This is a genomic window from Caballeronia sp. EK, from assembly GCF_014384845.1.
GTDB classification, from domain to species: domain Bacteria; phylum Pseudomonadota; class Gammaproteobacteria; order Burkholderiales; family Burkholderiaceae; genus Caballeronia; species Caballeronia jiangsuensis.
In genome coordinates this window covers 1-15,425 of sequence record NZ_JACSUE010000027.1, presented here as the reverse complement: position 1 = coordinate 15,425, position 15,425 = coordinate 1, and the positions used below count along the sequence as shown (strand labels likewise).

At 62.3% G+C, this 15,425-nt stretch carries 14 protein-coding genes; 8 read left to right on the top strand and 6 right to left on the bottom strand.

Translation table 11 applies throughout. The features are described 5' to 3' along the window. Positions 1–385: 385 nt before the first annotated feature. Positions 386–589 (top strand): cold-shock protein, encoded by a 204-nt coding sequence (locus IAG25_RS38335; RefSeq protein WP_007000074.1) that lies wholly within the window; start codon positions 386–388, stop codon positions 587–589. Between the two features lie 73 nt (positions 590–662). On the opposite strand, the gene IAG25_RS38330 is transcribed toward IAG25_RS38335, so the two are convergent. Beyond that, a complete protein-coding gene (locus tag IAG25_RS38330) occupies positions 663–1,913 on the bottom strand; it encodes an Hsp70 family protein (protein WP_187609524.1) in 1,251 nt (416 codons plus the stop codon). Between the two features lie 204 nt (positions 1,914–2,117). Between IAG25_RS38330 and IAG25_RS38325 the strand changes: the two genes are divergently transcribed. Then, on the top strand, positions 2,118–3,605 hold the full coding sequence (locus IAG25_RS38325) for an MFS transporter (RefSeq protein ID WP_187609496.1): 1,488 nt from the start codon (positions 2,118–2,120) through the stop codon (positions 3,603–3,605). Between the two features lie 6 nt (positions 3,606–3,611). On the opposite strand, the gene IAG25_RS38320 is transcribed toward IAG25_RS38325, so the two are convergent. Further along, a complete protein-coding gene (locus tag IAG25_RS38320; protein WP_187609495.1) occupies positions 3,612–4,208 on the bottom strand; it encodes a nitroreductase family protein in 597 nt (198 codons plus the stop codon). 103 nt (positions 4,209–4,311) lie between these two features. Next, positions 4,312–5,595: an MFS transporter gene (locus IAG25_RS38315; RefSeq protein WP_187609494.1), complete on the bottom strand. Its 1,284-nt coding sequence runs from the start codon at positions 5,593–5,595 to the stop codon at positions 4,312–4,314. Between the two features lie 122 nt (positions 5,596–5,717). Here IAG25_RS38315 and IAG25_RS38310 point away from each other — a divergent pair, with 122 nt between their 5' ends. Beyond that, positions 5,718–6,368 (top strand): TetR/AcrR family transcriptional regulator, encoded by a 651-nt coding sequence (locus IAG25_RS38310; protein ID WP_187609493.1) that lies wholly within the window; start codon positions 5,718–5,720, stop codon positions 6,366–6,368. Then, positions 6,361–6,918: a DUF1415 domain-containing protein gene (locus IAG25_RS38305; RefSeq protein WP_187609492.1), complete on the top strand. Its 558-nt coding sequence runs from the start codon at positions 6,361–6,363 to the stop codon at positions 6,916–6,918. The genes IAG25_RS38310 and IAG25_RS38305 overlap by 8 nt, the downstream gene beginning before the upstream one ends. On the opposite strand, the gene IAG25_RS38300 is transcribed toward IAG25_RS38305, so the two are convergent. Then, positions 6,919–7,794 (bottom strand): class I SAM-dependent methyltransferase, encoded by an 876-nt coding sequence (locus IAG25_RS38300; RefSeq protein ID WP_051627222.1) that lies wholly within the window; start codon positions 7,792–7,794, stop codon positions 6,919–6,921. A 374-nt stretch (positions 7,795–8,168) separates the two neighbouring features. Here IAG25_RS38300 and IAG25_RS38295 point away from each other — a divergent pair, with 374 nt between their 5' ends. Further along, positions 8,169–8,489: a hypothetical protein gene (locus IAG25_RS38295; RefSeq protein ID WP_035509889.1), complete on the top strand. Its 321-nt coding sequence runs from the start codon at positions 8,169–8,171 to the stop codon at positions 8,487–8,489. A 48-nt stretch (positions 8,490–8,537) separates the two neighbouring features. Here IAG25_RS38295 and IAG25_RS38290 read toward each other — a convergent pair whose 3' ends face one another. Then, a complete protein-coding gene (locus IAG25_RS38290; RefSeq protein ID WP_187609491.1) occupies positions 8,538–9,236 on the bottom strand; it encodes a FadR/GntR family transcriptional regulator in 699 nt (232 codons plus the stop codon). A gap of 220 nt (positions 9,237–9,456) precedes the next feature. Here IAG25_RS38290 and IAG25_RS38285 point away from each other — a divergent pair, with 220 nt between their 5' ends. The 3 genes from IAG25_RS38285 to IAG25_RS38275 all read left to right on the top strand — a co-directional run bounded on the left by IAG25_RS38285 (position 9,457) and on the right by IAG25_RS38275 (position 13,514). Beyond that, a complete protein-coding gene (locus IAG25_RS38285) occupies positions 9,457–10,581 on the top strand; it encodes a mannitol dehydrogenase family protein (RefSeq protein WP_187609490.1) in 1,125 nt (374 codons plus the stop codon). 94 nt (positions 10,582–10,675) lie between these two features. Beyond that, on the top strand, positions 10,676–11,962 hold the full coding sequence (locus IAG25_RS38280; protein ID WP_035509880.1) for an MFS transporter: 1,287 nt from the start codon (positions 10,676–10,678) through the stop codon (positions 11,960–11,962). 10 nt (positions 11,963–11,972) lie between these two features. Beyond that, the gene (locus tag IAG25_RS38275) at positions 11,973–13,514 is read left to right on the top strand and encodes a UxaA family hydrolase (RefSeq protein ID WP_187609489.1); all 1,542 of its coding nucleotides are present in this window, start codon (positions 11,973–11,975) and stop codon (positions 13,512–13,514) included. A 56-nt stretch (positions 13,515–13,570) separates the two neighbouring features. Here the strand turns inward: IAG25_RS38275 and IAG25_RS38270 are convergent, their stop codons facing one another. Next, a complete protein-coding gene (locus IAG25_RS38270) occupies positions 13,571–15,205 on the bottom strand; it encodes an NAD(P)/FAD-dependent oxidoreductase (RefSeq protein ID WP_187609488.1) in 1,635 nt (544 codons plus the stop codon). Positions 15,206–15,425 lie beyond the last annotated feature (220 nt).

Sequence of the window (15,425 nt, the reverse complement as noted above, 5' to 3'; positions counted from 1 at the left end):
GCGCCGCGCGCGCATCGCCCCCACTCCGACGATGTGGGTGCAACCGTAGAAAGGCGCGTAGTTTAACGGTTGCACCTTTCGAATGCAGTGCATACTGGAAAGAAATTGCCCCAAAGTGGGGTTTTCGAAGGGCGATCCGGCCCGGAATTACACGTTCTGTAATTTTTGCCTGCTTGTCTCGAAAAAAGCCCTTCAGAGTTGTCGGATATTAATTGACCGCGAAATCGTTTCGCCGTATAAACCTTCTTGCAGGATTTCAAGTGGCGAGTGAATTGGTTCTTTCGAGTTCGCCATCACGGTACTCCGGTTGGTCCCATTGCCCCTTCCTTGATTTTCCGCACCCTTGGGCTTCGGCCTTATTCATCAATTTTTTGGAATACGTAACATGGAAACCGGTACCGTCAAGTGGTTCAATGACGCAAAGGGCTTTGGCTTCATCACTCCGGATGGCGGCGGCGAAGATCTGTTCGCACACTTCTCGGAAATCCGCATCGAAGGCTTCAAGACGCTTCAGGAAAACCAAAAGGTTTCCTACGAAGTGAAGACTGGCCCGAAGGGCAAGCAAGCAGCGAACATCAAGCCGGTCTAACGTACCGCTGGAATTCGTAAGAAACCCCGCTTCGGCGGGGTTTTTCTTTTTTCGCGCAGGTTTGTACGCGGCCTCAGGCGAAGATGCGCTGCGCATAGATGCCCAGCCCCTTTGCCACGCTGGCGAGGCGGTCGCCGAACACGGGCTGCGCGGCCGGAAATGCCGCCGAAAGCGCTTCCGACAGAAACCGCAGCCCGGTCGTGCCGCCTGTGAAATAGACGGCGTTCACGTCGGCGGGAGCCACGCCGGCCCGTTTGAGCGTTTCGTGCGCCGCCTCGACGATCCGCCGCGTTTCGTCGGCGCCGGCCGCGATCAGTTGCGACTCGTCGAACGCGACGCGCAGCGCTTCTTCCACCTCTTCCATGTCGATTTCGGTCGTACCGCCCGCCGCGACATCGATCTTCGCTTCCTCGGCGTGCGCCGTCAGCGCGTGACCGAGCCGCCGATACACGACGCGCATCAACCGGTCGTGATGGCGCACGTCGGTATAGAGATGGCGCATCAGTTGCAATTCGCTCACGCGCTTCGGCGTATAGACCGTGTTGATCAGATGCCAGGTCGCGAGATCGAAGTACACGGGACTCGGCAATTCGCGTCCCTTGGTATCGAGCGACTGGTAACCGAGTTCGCGCAGCACGGTGACGAGTTCCACGCGCCGATCGAAATCCGTCCCGGCGACGTGCACGCCATGATGCGCGAGCACATCGCCCTTGCGTTCCAGATGACGCGCGCGCTCCGGACCGACGCGCACGAGCGAGAAGTCCGACGTACCGCCGCCGATATCCGCGACCAGCACGAGCCCTTCTTTCGTCAGGCCCGCTTCGTAATCGAACGCCGCGGCGATCGGCTCGTACTGGAAGTGGATTTCGCGCAAGCCGATCGAATGCGCGCAGGCTTCGAGCTGTTTCTGTGCGAGGTGATCGGCCCGCGGATCGTCGTCGACGAAAAAGACCGGGCGGCCGAGCACCGCGCGTGTCAGCGGCTCTGCGGCGAGCAGTTGCGCCTTCTGCTTCAGATGTTGCAGAAAGAGCGTGATGACGTCGGTGTATTTGATTGCGGAACCGTCGCCGAGATCGGTGCTGTTGTCCGCGAGCGGCGAGCCGAGAATGCTTTTCATCGAACGCATCAGGCGGCCATCGAAACCGTCTATGTACGCTTCGAGCGCCGCGCGGCCGTAGGTCTGGTTATTCTCGTCGGTGTTGAAGAAAACGGCGGTGGGCAGCGTCGTCGCGTCGCCTTCCACGGGCGCCAGCCGGATCGACAATCCGTCAGGCACAGCGACGGCGGAATTCGACGTGCCGAAATCGATCGCGCAATAAGTCATGGGCATCGGCGGCGTCGGGTGAGGACGTCGCATTCAAACATGGACGGCGTTTTTAACACGTTCCGCGCAACGCATCAACCGCATTTCGGCTATTTTTAAACCACCAAGTTTATTCGACAAAAGCGGAATGCAACTTGCGTACTTCGCGGCAATTTGTTCGCTTTTTTGCGTGCCGACTCGCAGCGAAAAGCACGCCTCCGACGCATGAACGAAGCCGCCGCGCCACAGGAGAACCGTTTGACCGATAAAGCCAGCGACAGTCCGGCCATCATCGAAACCGATTTGCCCGGGCGCCTCGATCGTCTGCCGTGGGGCCGCTTTCACACGCTGATCGTGCTTGCGCTCGGCATCACGTGGCTGCTCGACGGACTCGAAGTGACGCTCGCGGGCGCGGTCGCGAGCGCGCTCAAGTCGAGCCCCACGCTGCAATTTTCGAATGCCGATGTCGGCATCGCGGGCAGCGCGTATATCGCGGGCGCGGTGCTCGGCGCGCTAGGCTTCGGCTGGCTCACGGACCGGCTCGGCCGGCGCAAGCTGTTCTTCATCACGCTCTTTCTCTACGTCGCCGCCACCGCCGCGACCGCGTTCTCGTGGAATCTCGCGACCTTCGTGCTGTTCCGCTTTCTGACGGGCGCGGGCATCGGCGGCGAATACACCGCGATCAATTCGACGATTCAGGAATTCACGCCTGCCCGCCTGCGCGGCTGGACGGACCTCGCGATCAACGGCACGTTCTGGGTTGGCGCGGGCATCGGCGCGGCGGGTTCCATCGTGCTGCTCGATCCCGGCCTGCTTCCGCTCGATTGGGGATGGCGCGCGTGTTTTCTGATCGGCGCGGTGCTTGGACTCACGATCCTTTTCATGCGGATGTGGGTGCCGGAAAGCCCACGCTGGCTCATTACGCACAATCGCGAGAAGGAAGCGCAAGAAGTCGTCGAGGAAATCGAGGCGCATTTCCGGCAGCACGGCGTCGAGATTCCCGATACGCCCATCAAGCCGTTGCGCCTGCACGCGCGCGAGGGGACGCGGTTGCGCGAAGTCGTGCATACGCTTTTCAACGCGCATCGCAGCCGATCGCTGGTCGGACTCACATTGATGACAGCGCAGGCGTTTTTCTACAACGCGATCTTTTTCACGTACGCGCTCGTGCTGACCGACTTCTATCACGTGCCGGGCGATCACATCGGCTGGTACGTGCTGCCGTTCGCGGCGGGGAATTTCCTCGGTCCGGTTCTGCTCGGCAAGCTCTTCGACGTACTCGGCCGACGCAAGATGATCGCGTTCACGTATGCGATGTCAGGCGTGCTGCTGACCATCAGCGGCTGGATGTTCATGCGCGGGATGCTGACCGTGACGACGCAGACCATCGCGTGGATGGTGATTTTCTTCTTTGCGTCTGCGGCGGCGAGTTCGGCGTATCTGACCGTGAGCGAGACGTTTCCGCTGGAGATTCGCGCGCTCGCCATCGCGGTGTTCTATGCGTTCGGGACGGCGCTCGGCGGCATCATCGGGCCGACGCTTTTTGGCCAATTGATCGATACCCACGAGCGCGGCGCCGTATTCGTGGGCTATCTGATCGGATCGCTGCTGATGATCGCGGCGGCGGTCGTCGCGGGCATCTGGGGCGTCGCGGCGGAGCGCAGATCGCTCGAGGATGTCGCTCGTCCGCTTTCCGCGGCGGACGAGCATTGAGCGCAGTTACTTGAACGCCTTGTCCCACGCGCCTTCGAACGCCGTTTCCGCCAGGGTCTTGCGCGCGCGCGGCGCCGCTTCGCGCTCACGCAGCGTTTCGTCGAGCTGGCTCGCGTCGCCGTGATGACCGATCGCGATCATCGCGATGACCTCCACGTCCGCCGGAATCGAAAGCGCCTGACGGAACGCGTCGCGATCGAAACCGCCCATCTGATGCGTCGCCAGCCCGAGCGCGTGCGCCTGGAGCACGAGCGCCATCGCGGCCGCGCCGGTGTCGTACGTCGCGGTGCGGTTCGCGTCGCCCTTCGGCGTGAGTGACGAAGCCGTCACGCAGACGAGCAGCGGCACGGTCACATTCCACTTCTGATTGCCGGGCATGAGGGTATCGAACGCGCGCTTGAACGCGGCTTCGTCGCGATGACGGTCGAACACGATAAAGCGCCACGGCTGCAAATTATTCGACGACGGCGCCCAGCGCGCCGCTTCCAGCAGACGATGCAACTGCGCGCGCTCGACGGGCGCGCTGGAAAACGCGCGCGGGCTCCAACGGCCGGCGATCAGTTCGTGGATGTCGATATCGGTCGGAGCGGGCTTCGTAGTCATGTTCGATCCTCGTTGGCGTGATGAAAAGCAAAAGGCGCGCATCGGCAAAGATGCGCGCCGTCAGGCGACAAGGATAAACAAGCTCGCGCGCGCGTGCAGATCGTCAGGTCGCGGCGACGCCCACCGACCGGCCGGCGCGATTGATGCGCAGAACGGTCACGGCCGCGACGAGGCACAGGCCGCCGGAGATCATCGTCGCGATGGTGTAACTGCCAAGGCTCGAACGCAGCATGCCGCCGCCGAGCGCCGCGAATGCCGCGCCGAGCTGATGGCCCGCAACGATCCAGCCGAACACGATCGGCGCCGAATCCTTGCCGTAGACATCGGTGGCGAGGCGCACGGTCGGCGGCACGGTGGCGATCCAGTCGAGACCGTAAAAGACGGCGAAGAGCGGCAGGCCGAAGAAATCGATGCCGAACGCGTAGGGCAAGTAAATCAGCGACAGTCCGCGCAGGCCGTAGTACCAGAACAGCAGCAGGCGGGCGTTGAACCGGTCGGAAAGCCAGCCGGAGAGCGTCGTGCCGAACAGATCGAAGATGCCCATCGCGGCGAGCAGGGTTGCGCCTTGGACTTGCGTCATGCCGTAATCGGAGCACATCGCGATCAGGTGCGTGCCGACGTAACCGTTCGTGCTCGCGCCGCAGACGAAGAAGCTGAAGAAAAGCAGCCAGAAATCGCGCGTCTTGCTGGCCGATGCGAGCGTGCCGAATGCGACCTTGATCGGATTTTTCGGCGGCGAGATCGCGGCGGGCGGCACATTCGCCGCTTCGCCGACGGGCCGCAGCGAAAGATCCGCCGGGCGCTCGGGCAGCAACCACGCGACGAGCGGCAACACGACCGCCGCCGCCGCCGCGACGACGAACACGACCGGCCGCCAGCCGAAGCGCTCCGAAATCGATGCGAGGAACGGCAGGAACACGAGCTGGCCGGTCGCGGAGCTGGCGGTGAGAATACCCATCGCGAGGCCGCGATGCGTGGTGAACCAGCGGTTCACGATCGTCGCCGACAGCGTGAGCGCCGCGACGCCCGTCGCGCTGCCGACCATCACGCCCCACACGAGCACCATTTGCCACGGCTCGGTCATCATCGACGAGATGCCGACGCCCGCCGCAAGCGTCGCGATCGCGGCGAGCACCGTCGGGCGCACGCCGAAGCGCTGCATCGCGGCCGCGGCGAACGGGCCCGCGAGGCCGTAAAGCGCGAGATTGATCGAAATCGCGAGCGAAATCGTGCCGCGCGACCAGCCGAACTGCTTTTCGAGCGGCAACATCATCACACTCGGCGTCGCGCGCGTACCGGCCGCCGCGAGCAGCACGAAAAACACGACGCCCACCGCGACCCAGCCGTAATGTATCCGGCCGTTCAGCCGTCTCGCTACCCAGTTCATCGCTGCTCCGTTACGTTGATTTTTGCCCTGCGACGTTACCGCTCTGTCACATCAGAGTTGCGAGCTTAGTTACCGATCGGTAACATGTCAAGCATGCAGCAGAATTCTTCGAGGAACCGACTGTGACACGATCAACCGCCGACCAGCCGAAAGCCCCCGCCCGCCGAAGTGTCCGCACGGACGGTGCGACCGCGCAGGAGCAATTGCTCGACGCCGCGCAGGAGCTGTTTTATCGCGACGGCATCCGCGCAATCGGTGTCGATGCCGTCGTGGAACGCGCGGGCGTCAACAAGATGAGCCTGTATCGGCGTTTCGCGTCGAAGGACGAACTCGTCGTCGCGTATCTGGAACGCATGGACGAGGGCTTTCGGCGGCGCTTCGAGGCGAGCGTCGCGAAACATCCCGGCGAACCGGCAAAACAGATGATTCAGGCGCTCGAGGATCTGGTGAAACGGGCGTCTTCGCCGGATTATCGCGGCTGCCCGTTCGTGAACATCGCGTGTGAATTCGGCGATCCGTCGCATCCCGCGCGGCAGTCGGTTGAGCGCAACAAAAATTACCTGATGACGCGTCTGGTCGAGATTTGCACGGCAGCCGAGGCGGATAATCCCGCTGAACTGGCGGAATCGCTCGCGTTGCTCGTCGACGGCATCTACGCGACCAGCCAGACGTACGGACCCGGCTCGGGCCCGCTGCTCGCCGCGCCGCGCATCGCGCGCACGCTGATCGCGGCGGCGTGTCCCGCGTATCGCAAACAGGATTCTCATGACTGACGGCAGCACCCGCGACGATGTGATCGCGGCGACTCGACACTGGCTCACCCGCGCGGTGATCGGACTCAATCTGTGCCCGTTCGCGAAGAGCGTGCATGTCAAAGAGCAGATTCGCTACGTGGTGAGCGAGGCGCGCGGCGTGGACGATCTCGTCGTAGAACTGACGGATGAGCTTCGTCTTTTGCACGATACGGATCCCGAGGCCATCGACACGACGCTTTTCATTACACCGCACGCGTTCGCGGATTTCGCCGATTACAACGACGCGCTCTATTTCGCCGAGAATCTGCTCGTCCAGCTTGGACTCGCGGGCGAACTGCAGATTGCGAGCTTCCATCCGGACTACCGGTTCGAAGGCACCGGGCCCGACGATATCGACAACTACACGAATCGCGCGCCGTATCCGACGTTCCATCTGATTCGCGAAGCGAGCATCGATCGCGCCGTCGCGGCGTTTCCCGATGCATCCGACATCTACGAGCGCAATATCGAAACGCTGCGCCGTCTGGGACATGACGGCTTCGACGCGTGGATGAAAGACAAATCCTGATCAGTGCGCGGGGGAAAAAAATCGCTCGCGCAGTTCGTCCAGCCCGAGCGTTTCGAGCACGTCCGAAAGCCTTTGCGCAGGCCGGCCACGCGGCAAGTCCTTGAACTGCGCGACGATGAGCTCGTTCTTCATCGAATGTTCCCATCCGACGAGTTCCGTCACGCTCACCTGATATCCGTGCGATTCGAGTTGCAGGCAGCGCAGCACGTTCGTGATCTGGCTCCCAAATTCGCGGGTATGCAGCGGATGCCGCCACATTTCCGTCAGCACGTTCTTCGAGAGCGCGTGCCCCTTGTTCTTTCGGAGCACTGAAGCCACCTCGGCCTGACAGCACGGCACCACGACGATGTACTTCGCATTCTTCTGCAGAGCGAACTGGATGGCGTCGTCGGTGGCGGTGTTGCACGCATGCAGTGCGGTGACGATATCGATCGAATCGGGCAGACGATCCGAATCAATTGATTCGGCCACCGACAGATTCAGAAACGACATCCCTGTAAACCCGAGGCGCTGCGCCAATTCCTCGGATTTTTTTACCAGCTCCTCACGCGTCTCGATTCCAAAGATGTGTGACCGATCGCGCAGAGTCTTGAAGAAGAGATCGTAGAGAATAAACCCGAGATAGGATTTTCCCGCGCCGTGGTCGACGAGTGATACGGCCCCTTGGCGCGCGTGCACGTCGGCAAGAAGCGGTTCGATGAACTGATAGAGGTGATAGACCTGTTTCAGTTTGCGGCGGCTGTCCTGGTTCATCTTGCCGTCGCGCGTGAGGATATGGAGTTCCTTCAGCAGTTCGATCGACTGGCCTGGACGAATCTCGTGTTTGGTGGAGGGGTCGGGTGTGCCCGGAGCCGACGCGGAGGCTTTCCTGGTCATCGTAAAAGGTTCGATCAATAAAAAAGCGGAGCATGTTCGCGCCGAATGTGCGCTAACCGCTGGTTCTGTTGTCTCAAAAGAGGAAGTTTACTCAAAAGCGCGAAGACGCTCTCGTTCCAGTCATCGGCAAAGGCCAATGCGTGGCAGCAAGGCTGCATGGAACAGATTGTGCATCGTCCGGCAATGAGGCCATTGGAAAAGACGACACAGCGTGGCCTTTCGGCCGCGTACCGATGCAGCAGAAGCAACAAGCTGGTAACAGGCCGCGTCTCGACACGCGAAGCGTCGTCACCCGCGCCCGGCCTTGTTACGTAACACCTAACGCACAGCGCGGCGAATGCGACTCGCGGCGCCATGAACATGAGAGGACGGCGATGGATGCGATCCCCGACAAGAAAGCAGAGAAGCAGTTTCAGGAGATGCTCGCGGCACTGACCGCGATGCCCGCGTGGAGTGAAAAGCAGCAGCTCGAACTGGAAATGGCCCGAGAGATTTCCGTGGAAATGTTGCGCCTCGCCGAGTCGATGCGCGACGGCTCCACCGACATCGAGTCGTGCCTGACCATGCTGAAGTACGCCAAAGTGATGGATTTCGTCCTGACCACGCTCGCCTCACGCCGGGAGATTGCGCCGCAAACGCTGCGCGTCATCTTCAAGCTGGCGGGTCTGAAGGTCGATGAAGCCTATCCTGGCTGACGCGGTCACGTTTTCGCCATCGGTGCGCGCTTCCCGCGCGCGCCGGCGTCAGCTTTTGCGTTTAGTCATCAGACGCGCCGCGGACTGACGCATGTGCCGCTGCATCGCGGCCTGCGCCTGTATTGCATCGCGTGCCTCCAGCGCTTCCAGAATTTCCCGATGCTCGCCCAGCGCGGCCGCCCACGTTTCCTCCCCTTCGAAATGCCCACGCAGCGTCGACGATAGCGGACTGTGCCGCTCGTCGTACAAACTGCCGACCGTTCGCACGAGGACATCGTTGCCCGTCATCTGCGCGATCGCGATGTGAAACGCACGATCGGCGGCCATCGGCACTTGCCCGTTGCCGACTTCGCGAGCCATCGTCTCGTACACGGTGCGCAGCGCCTTCAATTCCTTCGGTTTCGCGAACGGCGCGACGCTCGCCGCGATCGCGCCTTCGATCACGCTGCGCGCGGTCATGATCTCGATCGGGCTTTCACCCAGTTCCGCTTCGGTCGTCGGCGGCTTGTTCGCGGGCGTCGCGACGATATAGACGCCCGATCCCATGCGTATCTCGACGCGCCCTTCCAGTTCGAGCGCGACGAGCGCCTCGCGCACGGATGGCCGCGACACGCCGAGCGTCAGCGCCAGTTCGCGCTCCGACGGCAGACGGCCGTTCGGGGCGAAATCCTGCTGCTCGATCAGTCCGCGCAGCTTGTCGGCGATCTGTAGATACAGGCGTCGCGTCTCGGCTGGTTTCACGCTCACGTGCTGGCTCCTGCTTTTCGTCTCGGGGAAAACGTGGATTGTAATCAGCGGAAGGGCCGACGCACCGCGTGGCGGGCATTCGCCGTTCTCAGACCGCTTACAAGTGGCTTGACCAATTCTGTTTCAAGACACTAGTATGCAATCCGGTAAGGCCAGGTGGCCAATTTTTTTATGGCGATCTGGAACCGTTCCCACTCGACTAATTCCCCAGCTCCCGACGATGAGCAATCCGATTCTTCAATTCGGCACGAGCCGTTTCCTGCAGGCGCACGTCGACTTTTTCGTCAGCGAGGCGGCGCGCCGCGATCCGGCGAAAGCGCTCGGCAAGATCACCGTCGTTCAGACTACGTCCAGCGCCGACAGCCGCGCGCGCGTCGAGGCGTTGCGCGCGGCCGGACGCTATCCGGTCCGCATTCGCGGCCGTCGAAGCGACGAAACCATCGATACGACCGTCGAATGCGATTCGATCACCGAAGCGCTGCACGCGAACGACGACTGGCCTTTGCTGATCGAGCGCGTGAAGCACGACGTGAACGTGATCGTCTCGAACACGGCAGATGCCGGCTACGCACTCTTCGACGAAGACTCCGCCGATCTGCTCGACGGCCAGCGCACGCCGCGCGGCTTCGCAGCCAAGCTCGCGGTGCTGCTCCACGCGCGATACCAGGCCGGCGCCGCAGCGATCACGCTCCTGCCGTGCGAACTGGTTTCGCGCAACGGCGACACGCTGCGCGATCTGGTGATCGGCATCGCGCGCGGCTGGAACGTCGACGAGGCGTTCATCGGCTATCTCGCGAAAGACTGCGTGTGGGTGAATTCGCTCGTGGACCGTATCGTGTCGGAGCCGATTCAGCCGGTCGGCGCGATCGCGGAGCCGTACGCGCTGTGGGCGATCGAGCGGCAGGCCGGCATGGTGCTGCCGTGCGAGCACGAGGACATCGTCGTGACCGACGATCTCGCGCACTACGAACGCCTGAAGCTGCTGATGCTGAATCTCGGCCACACGATGCTCGCCGAAATCTGGCGCACGCACGAAGGCTCGCCCGACATGACCGTGCTCGACGCGATGCGCGATCCCGCGTATCGCGAGCCGCTCGAAGCGACGTGGCGCGACGAAGTGCTGCCCGTGTTCGCGGCGCTCGGCAAGCGCGATGTCGCTGCGGAATATCTGTCGAGCGTGCGCGACCGGTTCGAGAATCCGTTTCTCGTGCATCGGCTCGCGGACATCGCGCGCAATCACGACGAGAAGAAAGTCCGGCGCTTCCAGCCCGTCATCGAGCTCGCGCGCGAATTGAATCTCGACATCGAGCAGAAACGTCTGCACGACGCGCTCGAATCCGCCTGAAGAACGGTCCCCAGCTTTCGAATCACGGCTCACCGCGCCGGCATCGCGGATCGGGCCGGAACACATGAAGTGCCGCCCTTTGAGGAGACAAACGATGCGCAAAATGCGTTGGGTAGTGATATTTCTGGCTTTTCTGGCAATCGCGATCAATTACATCGATCGCGCGAACCTCGCGGTCGCCGCGCCGCAGATCGAAAAAGCGCTCGGCATCGGCCCCGCTGAAATGGGCTTCATCCTGAGCGGCTTCTTCTGGAGCTACGCGCTCATGCAGATGCCCTTCGGCTGGTTCGTCGATCGCGTCGGCGCGCGTATTGCGTTGCCGCTCGCGGTGGGCTGGTGGTCGGTATTCACGGCGCTTACCGCCGTCGCGACGAGCGTCGTCGGCATGTTCGGCTGCCGTCTGATGCTGGGCATCGGCGAAGCGGGCGCGTATCCATCCTGCGCGAAGCTCGTGTCGCAATGGTTCAAGAAGGAGCAGCGCGCGTTCGCGACCAGCATCTTCGATAGCGGCTCGCGCGTGGGTTCGGCGCTCTCGATTCCCGTGGTCGCGCTCATCATCAGCTCGTTCGGCTGGGAAGCGTCGTTCGTCATCACTGGCGTGATCGGCTTCGTGTGGATTCTCGGCTGGTTCCTGATCTACCGTAACAAGTCCACGGGCGACCTGACGGGCGAGGTGGACGCCGCGCCGGTGCAACCGGTCGCGCCGAAGACCAAGGTGTCGTGGGCGTCGCTGTTCAAGTACCGCACGCTGTGGGGCATGATGCTCGGCTTCTTCTGCCTGAACTTCGTCATCTACTTCTTCATCACCTGGTTCCCGAGCTATCTCGTGCAGGCGCATGGCTTCTCGCTGAAATCGCTCGGCACGCTCGGCACGATTCCCGCGCTGATGTCGATTCCGGGCGGCTGGTTCGGCGGCTGGGTGTCGGACGCGCTCTTCAAACGCGGCTGGAGCCTCACCGCCGCGCGCAAGACCTGCATGGTCGGCGGCATGCTGCTTTCGTCGGTCATCACGCTGTGCGCGTTCGTGACCAACATTTATCTGATGCTCGCGTTCTTCGGCATCGCTTACGCCAGCCTCGCGTTCGCGGCCGCCAGCATCTGGTCGCTGCCGAGCGACGTCGCGCCGACGCCGGATCACGTCGCATCGATCGGCGGCATCCAGAACTTCGCGTCGAACCTTGCTGGCATCGTCATCACGACCTTCACCGGCGTGATGCTCGCGATCACCAAGGGCTCGTTCGTGATTCCGCTGTGTGTCGCGGGCGGCTTCTGCTTCCTCGGCGCATTCAGCTATCTTGTAATCGTCGGCAAGATCGAACCGCTGAATCGCGCCGAAGAAGAGCAAGCGCGGCTCGACAACCGCGCACCTTCCACGGTCTGAGAACAAAACCATGTCCACCACATCCACCGACCATGCGGTCATCCGGCTGCATCCTAACGACGACGTCGTGATCGCGACGCGTCAGTTGCTCTCCGGCGCGCGCATCGCGTCGGAGGATCTCGTCGTCGCGGGGCTGATTCCGCCGGGACACAAGATCGCGACCCGCGACATCGCCGCGGGCGCGCCCGTGAAGCGCTACAACCAGATCATCGGCGTGGCGCGCGAGGCGATTTCGCGCGGACAGCACGTGCACACGCATAATCTGTCGATGGCCGATTTCGCGCGCGAGCACGAGTTCGGCGTCGATCAGCACCCTACGCCGTTCGTCGACAAGCCCGCGACGTTCATGGGCATCCGCCGCGAGGACGGCCGCGTGGCGACGCGCAATTTCGTCGGCGTGCTGACGAGCGTGAACTGCTCGGCCACGGTTGCGCGCGCCATCGCCGATCACTTCCGGCGCGATGTGCATCCGGAAGCGCTCGCGGATTATCCGAACGTCGATGGCGTGATCGCGCTCACTCACGGACTCGGATGCGGCATCGACATGCAGGGCGAAGGCCTCGGCATTCTGCGCCGCACGCTTGCGGGTTACGCCATCCATCCGAACTTTCATTCCGTGCTGTTCGTCGGATTGGGATGCGAGACGAACCAGATTTCTGGCGTGCTCGAATCGAGTGGCCTGAAGGACGGCGCCAAGCTGCGCAGTTTCACGATTCAGGACAGCGGCGGCACGCGGAAGACGATCGAGCGTGGTATCGCGATGATCGAGGAAATGCTCGTCGATGCGAATCGCGTGCAGCGCGAGCCGGTTCCGGCAGCGCATTTGGTCGTCGGATTACAGTGCGGTGGATCGGATGGTTATTCAGGCATTTCGGCGAACCCTGCATTGGGCGCCGCGGTCGATAAGCTCGTCGCGCACGGCGGCACGGCGATTCTCTCCGAGACGCCCGAAGTTTACGGCGCGGAGCATCTGCTGACGCGCCGCGCGGTGAGCCGCGAAGTCGGCGAAAAGCTGCTCGCGCGCATCAAGTGGTGGGAAGAGTACTGCGCGCGCAACGGCGCGGCGATGGACAACAATCCGTCGGCCGGCAACAAGGTCGGCGGTCTCACGACGATTCTTGAAAAATCGCTCGGCGCGGTCGCGAAGGGCGGGACGACGAACCTCGTCGAAGTGTATGAGTACGCGCAGCGTATCGATGCGAAGGGCTTCGTCTTCATGGATTCCCCCGGATACGATCCGATGTCCGCGACGGGACAGGTTGCGTCGGGCGCGAATCTGATCTGCTTCACGACGGGCCGCGGTTCCGCTTATGGATGCGCGCCCTCGCCTTCGCTCAAGCTCGCGACGAACACGGCGTTGTGGGAGCGGCAGGAAGAGGACATGGACATCAATTGCGGCGGCGTGATCGACGGTTCGGCGACAATCGAGCAACTCGGCGAACAGATCTTCCAGATGATGCTCGACTGCGCGTCAGGCGTGGCGTCGAAGAGCGAACTGCACGGGTATGGGCAGAGTGAATTCGTGCCCTGGCAAGTGGGCGTGGTGACCTGAGCTTGCCGCAGTTTTAGTTACGAAGAGCGCAGCGGATCGACCGATGCGCTCTTTTTTTATACCGCGGCCGCGTGCTGCGCCATCATCTGCAACGCGACGGCTTCCGCGACTTCGATGCCATCGATCGCCGCTGAGTAAATACCGCCAGCGTAGCCTGCGCCCTCTCCCGCCGGGTATAGACCGTCGACATTGACGCTCTGATAATCGTCCTTGCGACGCACGCGAATCGGCGAGGATGTACGCGTCTCGACGCCGGTCAACACGGCGTCGTGCATCGCGAACCCTTTGATCTTTTTGTCGAGTTCGGGCAAGGCTTCGCGGATTGCTTCGATCACGTAATCGGGCAGCGCGGTGCTCAGGTCGGTGGGCTTCACGCCCGGCTTGTACGAAGGATTGACCGAACCAAGCGAAGTCGACGCGCGCCCCGCGATGAAGTCGCCGACGAGTTGCCCCGGCGCGGAATAGTCGCCGCCGCCCAGTTCGAACGCCCGCTCTTCCCACTTACGTTGAAAAGCGATGCCAGCAAGCGGGCCACCCGGAAAGTCCTCCGGCGTAATGCCCACGACGATGCCCGCATTCGCGTTGCGCTCATTGCGTGAATACTGACTCATGCCGTTCGTCACGACGCGCCCGGGCTCCGACGCTGCCGCGACGACCGTGCCGCCCGGGCACATGCAGAAGCTGTACACCGCGCGGCCGTTGCTGCAATGGTGGACCACTTTGTAGTCGGCCGCGCCCAGCTTTTCGTGACCGGCGAATTTGCCGAAGCGACTTCTATCGATCACGCCTTGCGGATGCTCGATGCGAAAACCCAGCGAGAATGGCTTGGCTTCCATGTACACGCCGCGATCGTGCAGCATCTCGAAGGTGTCGCGCGCGCTGTGCCCCACGGCGAGCACCACATGTTCGCAGTGCAGCGTTTCGCCGGTCGAAAGCTTGAGTCCGCGGACCTTTCCGTTATCGATGTCGATGTCTTCGACCCGCTGCTGGAATCGCACTTCACCGCCGAGTTGGTGGATCTGTGCGCGCATCTTCTCGACCATGCTCACGAGCCGGAACGTGCCGATGTGCGGGCGGCTCAAGTACAGGATGTCTTCCGGCGCGCCGGCTTTGACGAATTCGTCGAGTACTTTGCGACCGTAGTGCTTGGGATCCTTGATCTGGCTGTAGAGCTTTCCATCGGAAAACGTGCCGGCACCGCCCTCGCCGAACTGCACGTTCGACTCCGGGTTGAGCTCGTTGCGTCGCCAGAGGCCCCACGTGTCTTTCGTGCGTTCGCGCACGGCCTTGCCGCGCTCGAGGATGATCGGGCGGAAGCCCATCTGCGCGAGGATCAAGCCTGCAAACAGCCCGCAAGGCCCCATACCGATGACGACCGGACGCGGCAACGTCGAATGCGCCGGCGCTTTTGCCACGAAGCGATACGCCATGTCGGGCGTAACGTTGCAATGCGGATGGGGATGCGCGTCGAGACGCTTCAACACCGATGCTTCGTCTTGCAGTTCGACATCGATGATGTAGGTGAGCTTGATGTCGGAGCGCTTGCGGGCGTCGTGCGCACGGCGAAATACGTGGAAGCGGATGAGCTCGTTCGCCGTTACGCCGATCTCCGCGAGACGAGCGAGCACCGCTGATTCGATAGCCGATTCGGGATGATCGAGCGGGAGCTTGATTTCGCTTAGACGTAGCATGGGGACATCGACGGCGCTGGCCGTGCCTTTCGAAAATACGTAGAGGGATTTTAGCGCTTGGGGGTGCGACTTTTGCCCCTTCTCCGTTGCGCGTTGCCCAACGCAAAAACCCCACCTTTTCGGGGTGGGGTTTTTGTTTTCGGCATGAGGAGCCTGACGATTACCTACTTTCACACGGGCGATCCGCACTATCATCGGCGTGGAGTCGTTTCACGGTCCT

Bases quoted from the DNA above. Each gene is read 5' to 3' on its own strand.
- IAG25_RS38335 (WP_007000074.1), top strand. From the start codon at position 386: ATGGAAACCGGTACCGTCAAGTGGTTCAATGACGCAAAGGGCTTTGGC.
- IAG25_RS38330 (WP_187609524.1), bottom strand. From the start codon at position 1,913: ATGACTTATTGCGCGATCGATTTCGGCACGTCGAATTCCGCCGTCGCT.
- IAG25_RS38325 (WP_187609496.1), top strand. From the start codon at position 2,118: ATGAACGAAGCCGCCGCGCCACAGGAGAACCGTTTGACCGATAAAGCC.
- IAG25_RS38320 (WP_187609495.1), bottom strand. From the start codon at position 4,208: ATGACTACGAAGCCCGCTCCGACCGATATCGACATCCACGAACTGATC.
- IAG25_RS38315 (WP_187609494.1), bottom strand. From the start codon at position 5,595: ATGAACTGGGTAGCGAGACGGCTGAACGGCCGGATACATTACGGCTGG.
- IAG25_RS38305 (WP_187609492.1), top strand. From the start codon at position 6,361: ATGACTGACGGCAGCACCCGCGACGATGTGATCGCGGCGACTCGACAC.
- IAG25_RS38300 (WP_051627222.1), bottom strand. From the start codon at position 7,794: ATGACCAGGAAAGCCTCCGCGTCGGCTCCGGGCACACCCGACCCCTCC.
- IAG25_RS38295 (WP_035509889.1), top strand. From the start codon at position 8,169: ATGGATGCGATCCCCGACAAGAAAGCAGAGAAGCAGTTTCAGGAGATG.
- IAG25_RS38285 (WP_187609490.1), top strand. From the start codon at position 9,457: ATGAGCAATCCGATTCTTCAATTCGGCACGAGCCGTTTCCTGCAGGCG.
- IAG25_RS38280 (WP_035509880.1), top strand. From the start codon at position 10,676: ATGCGCAAAATGCGTTGGGTAGTGATATTTCTGGCTTTTCTGGCAATC.
- IAG25_RS38275 (WP_187609489.1), top strand. From the start codon at position 11,973: ATGTCCACCACATCCACCGACCATGCGGTCATCCGGCTGCATCCTAAC.
- IAG25_RS38270 (WP_187609488.1), bottom strand. From the start codon at position 15,205: ATGCTACGTCTAAGCGAAATCAAGCTCCCGCTCGATCATCCCGAATCG.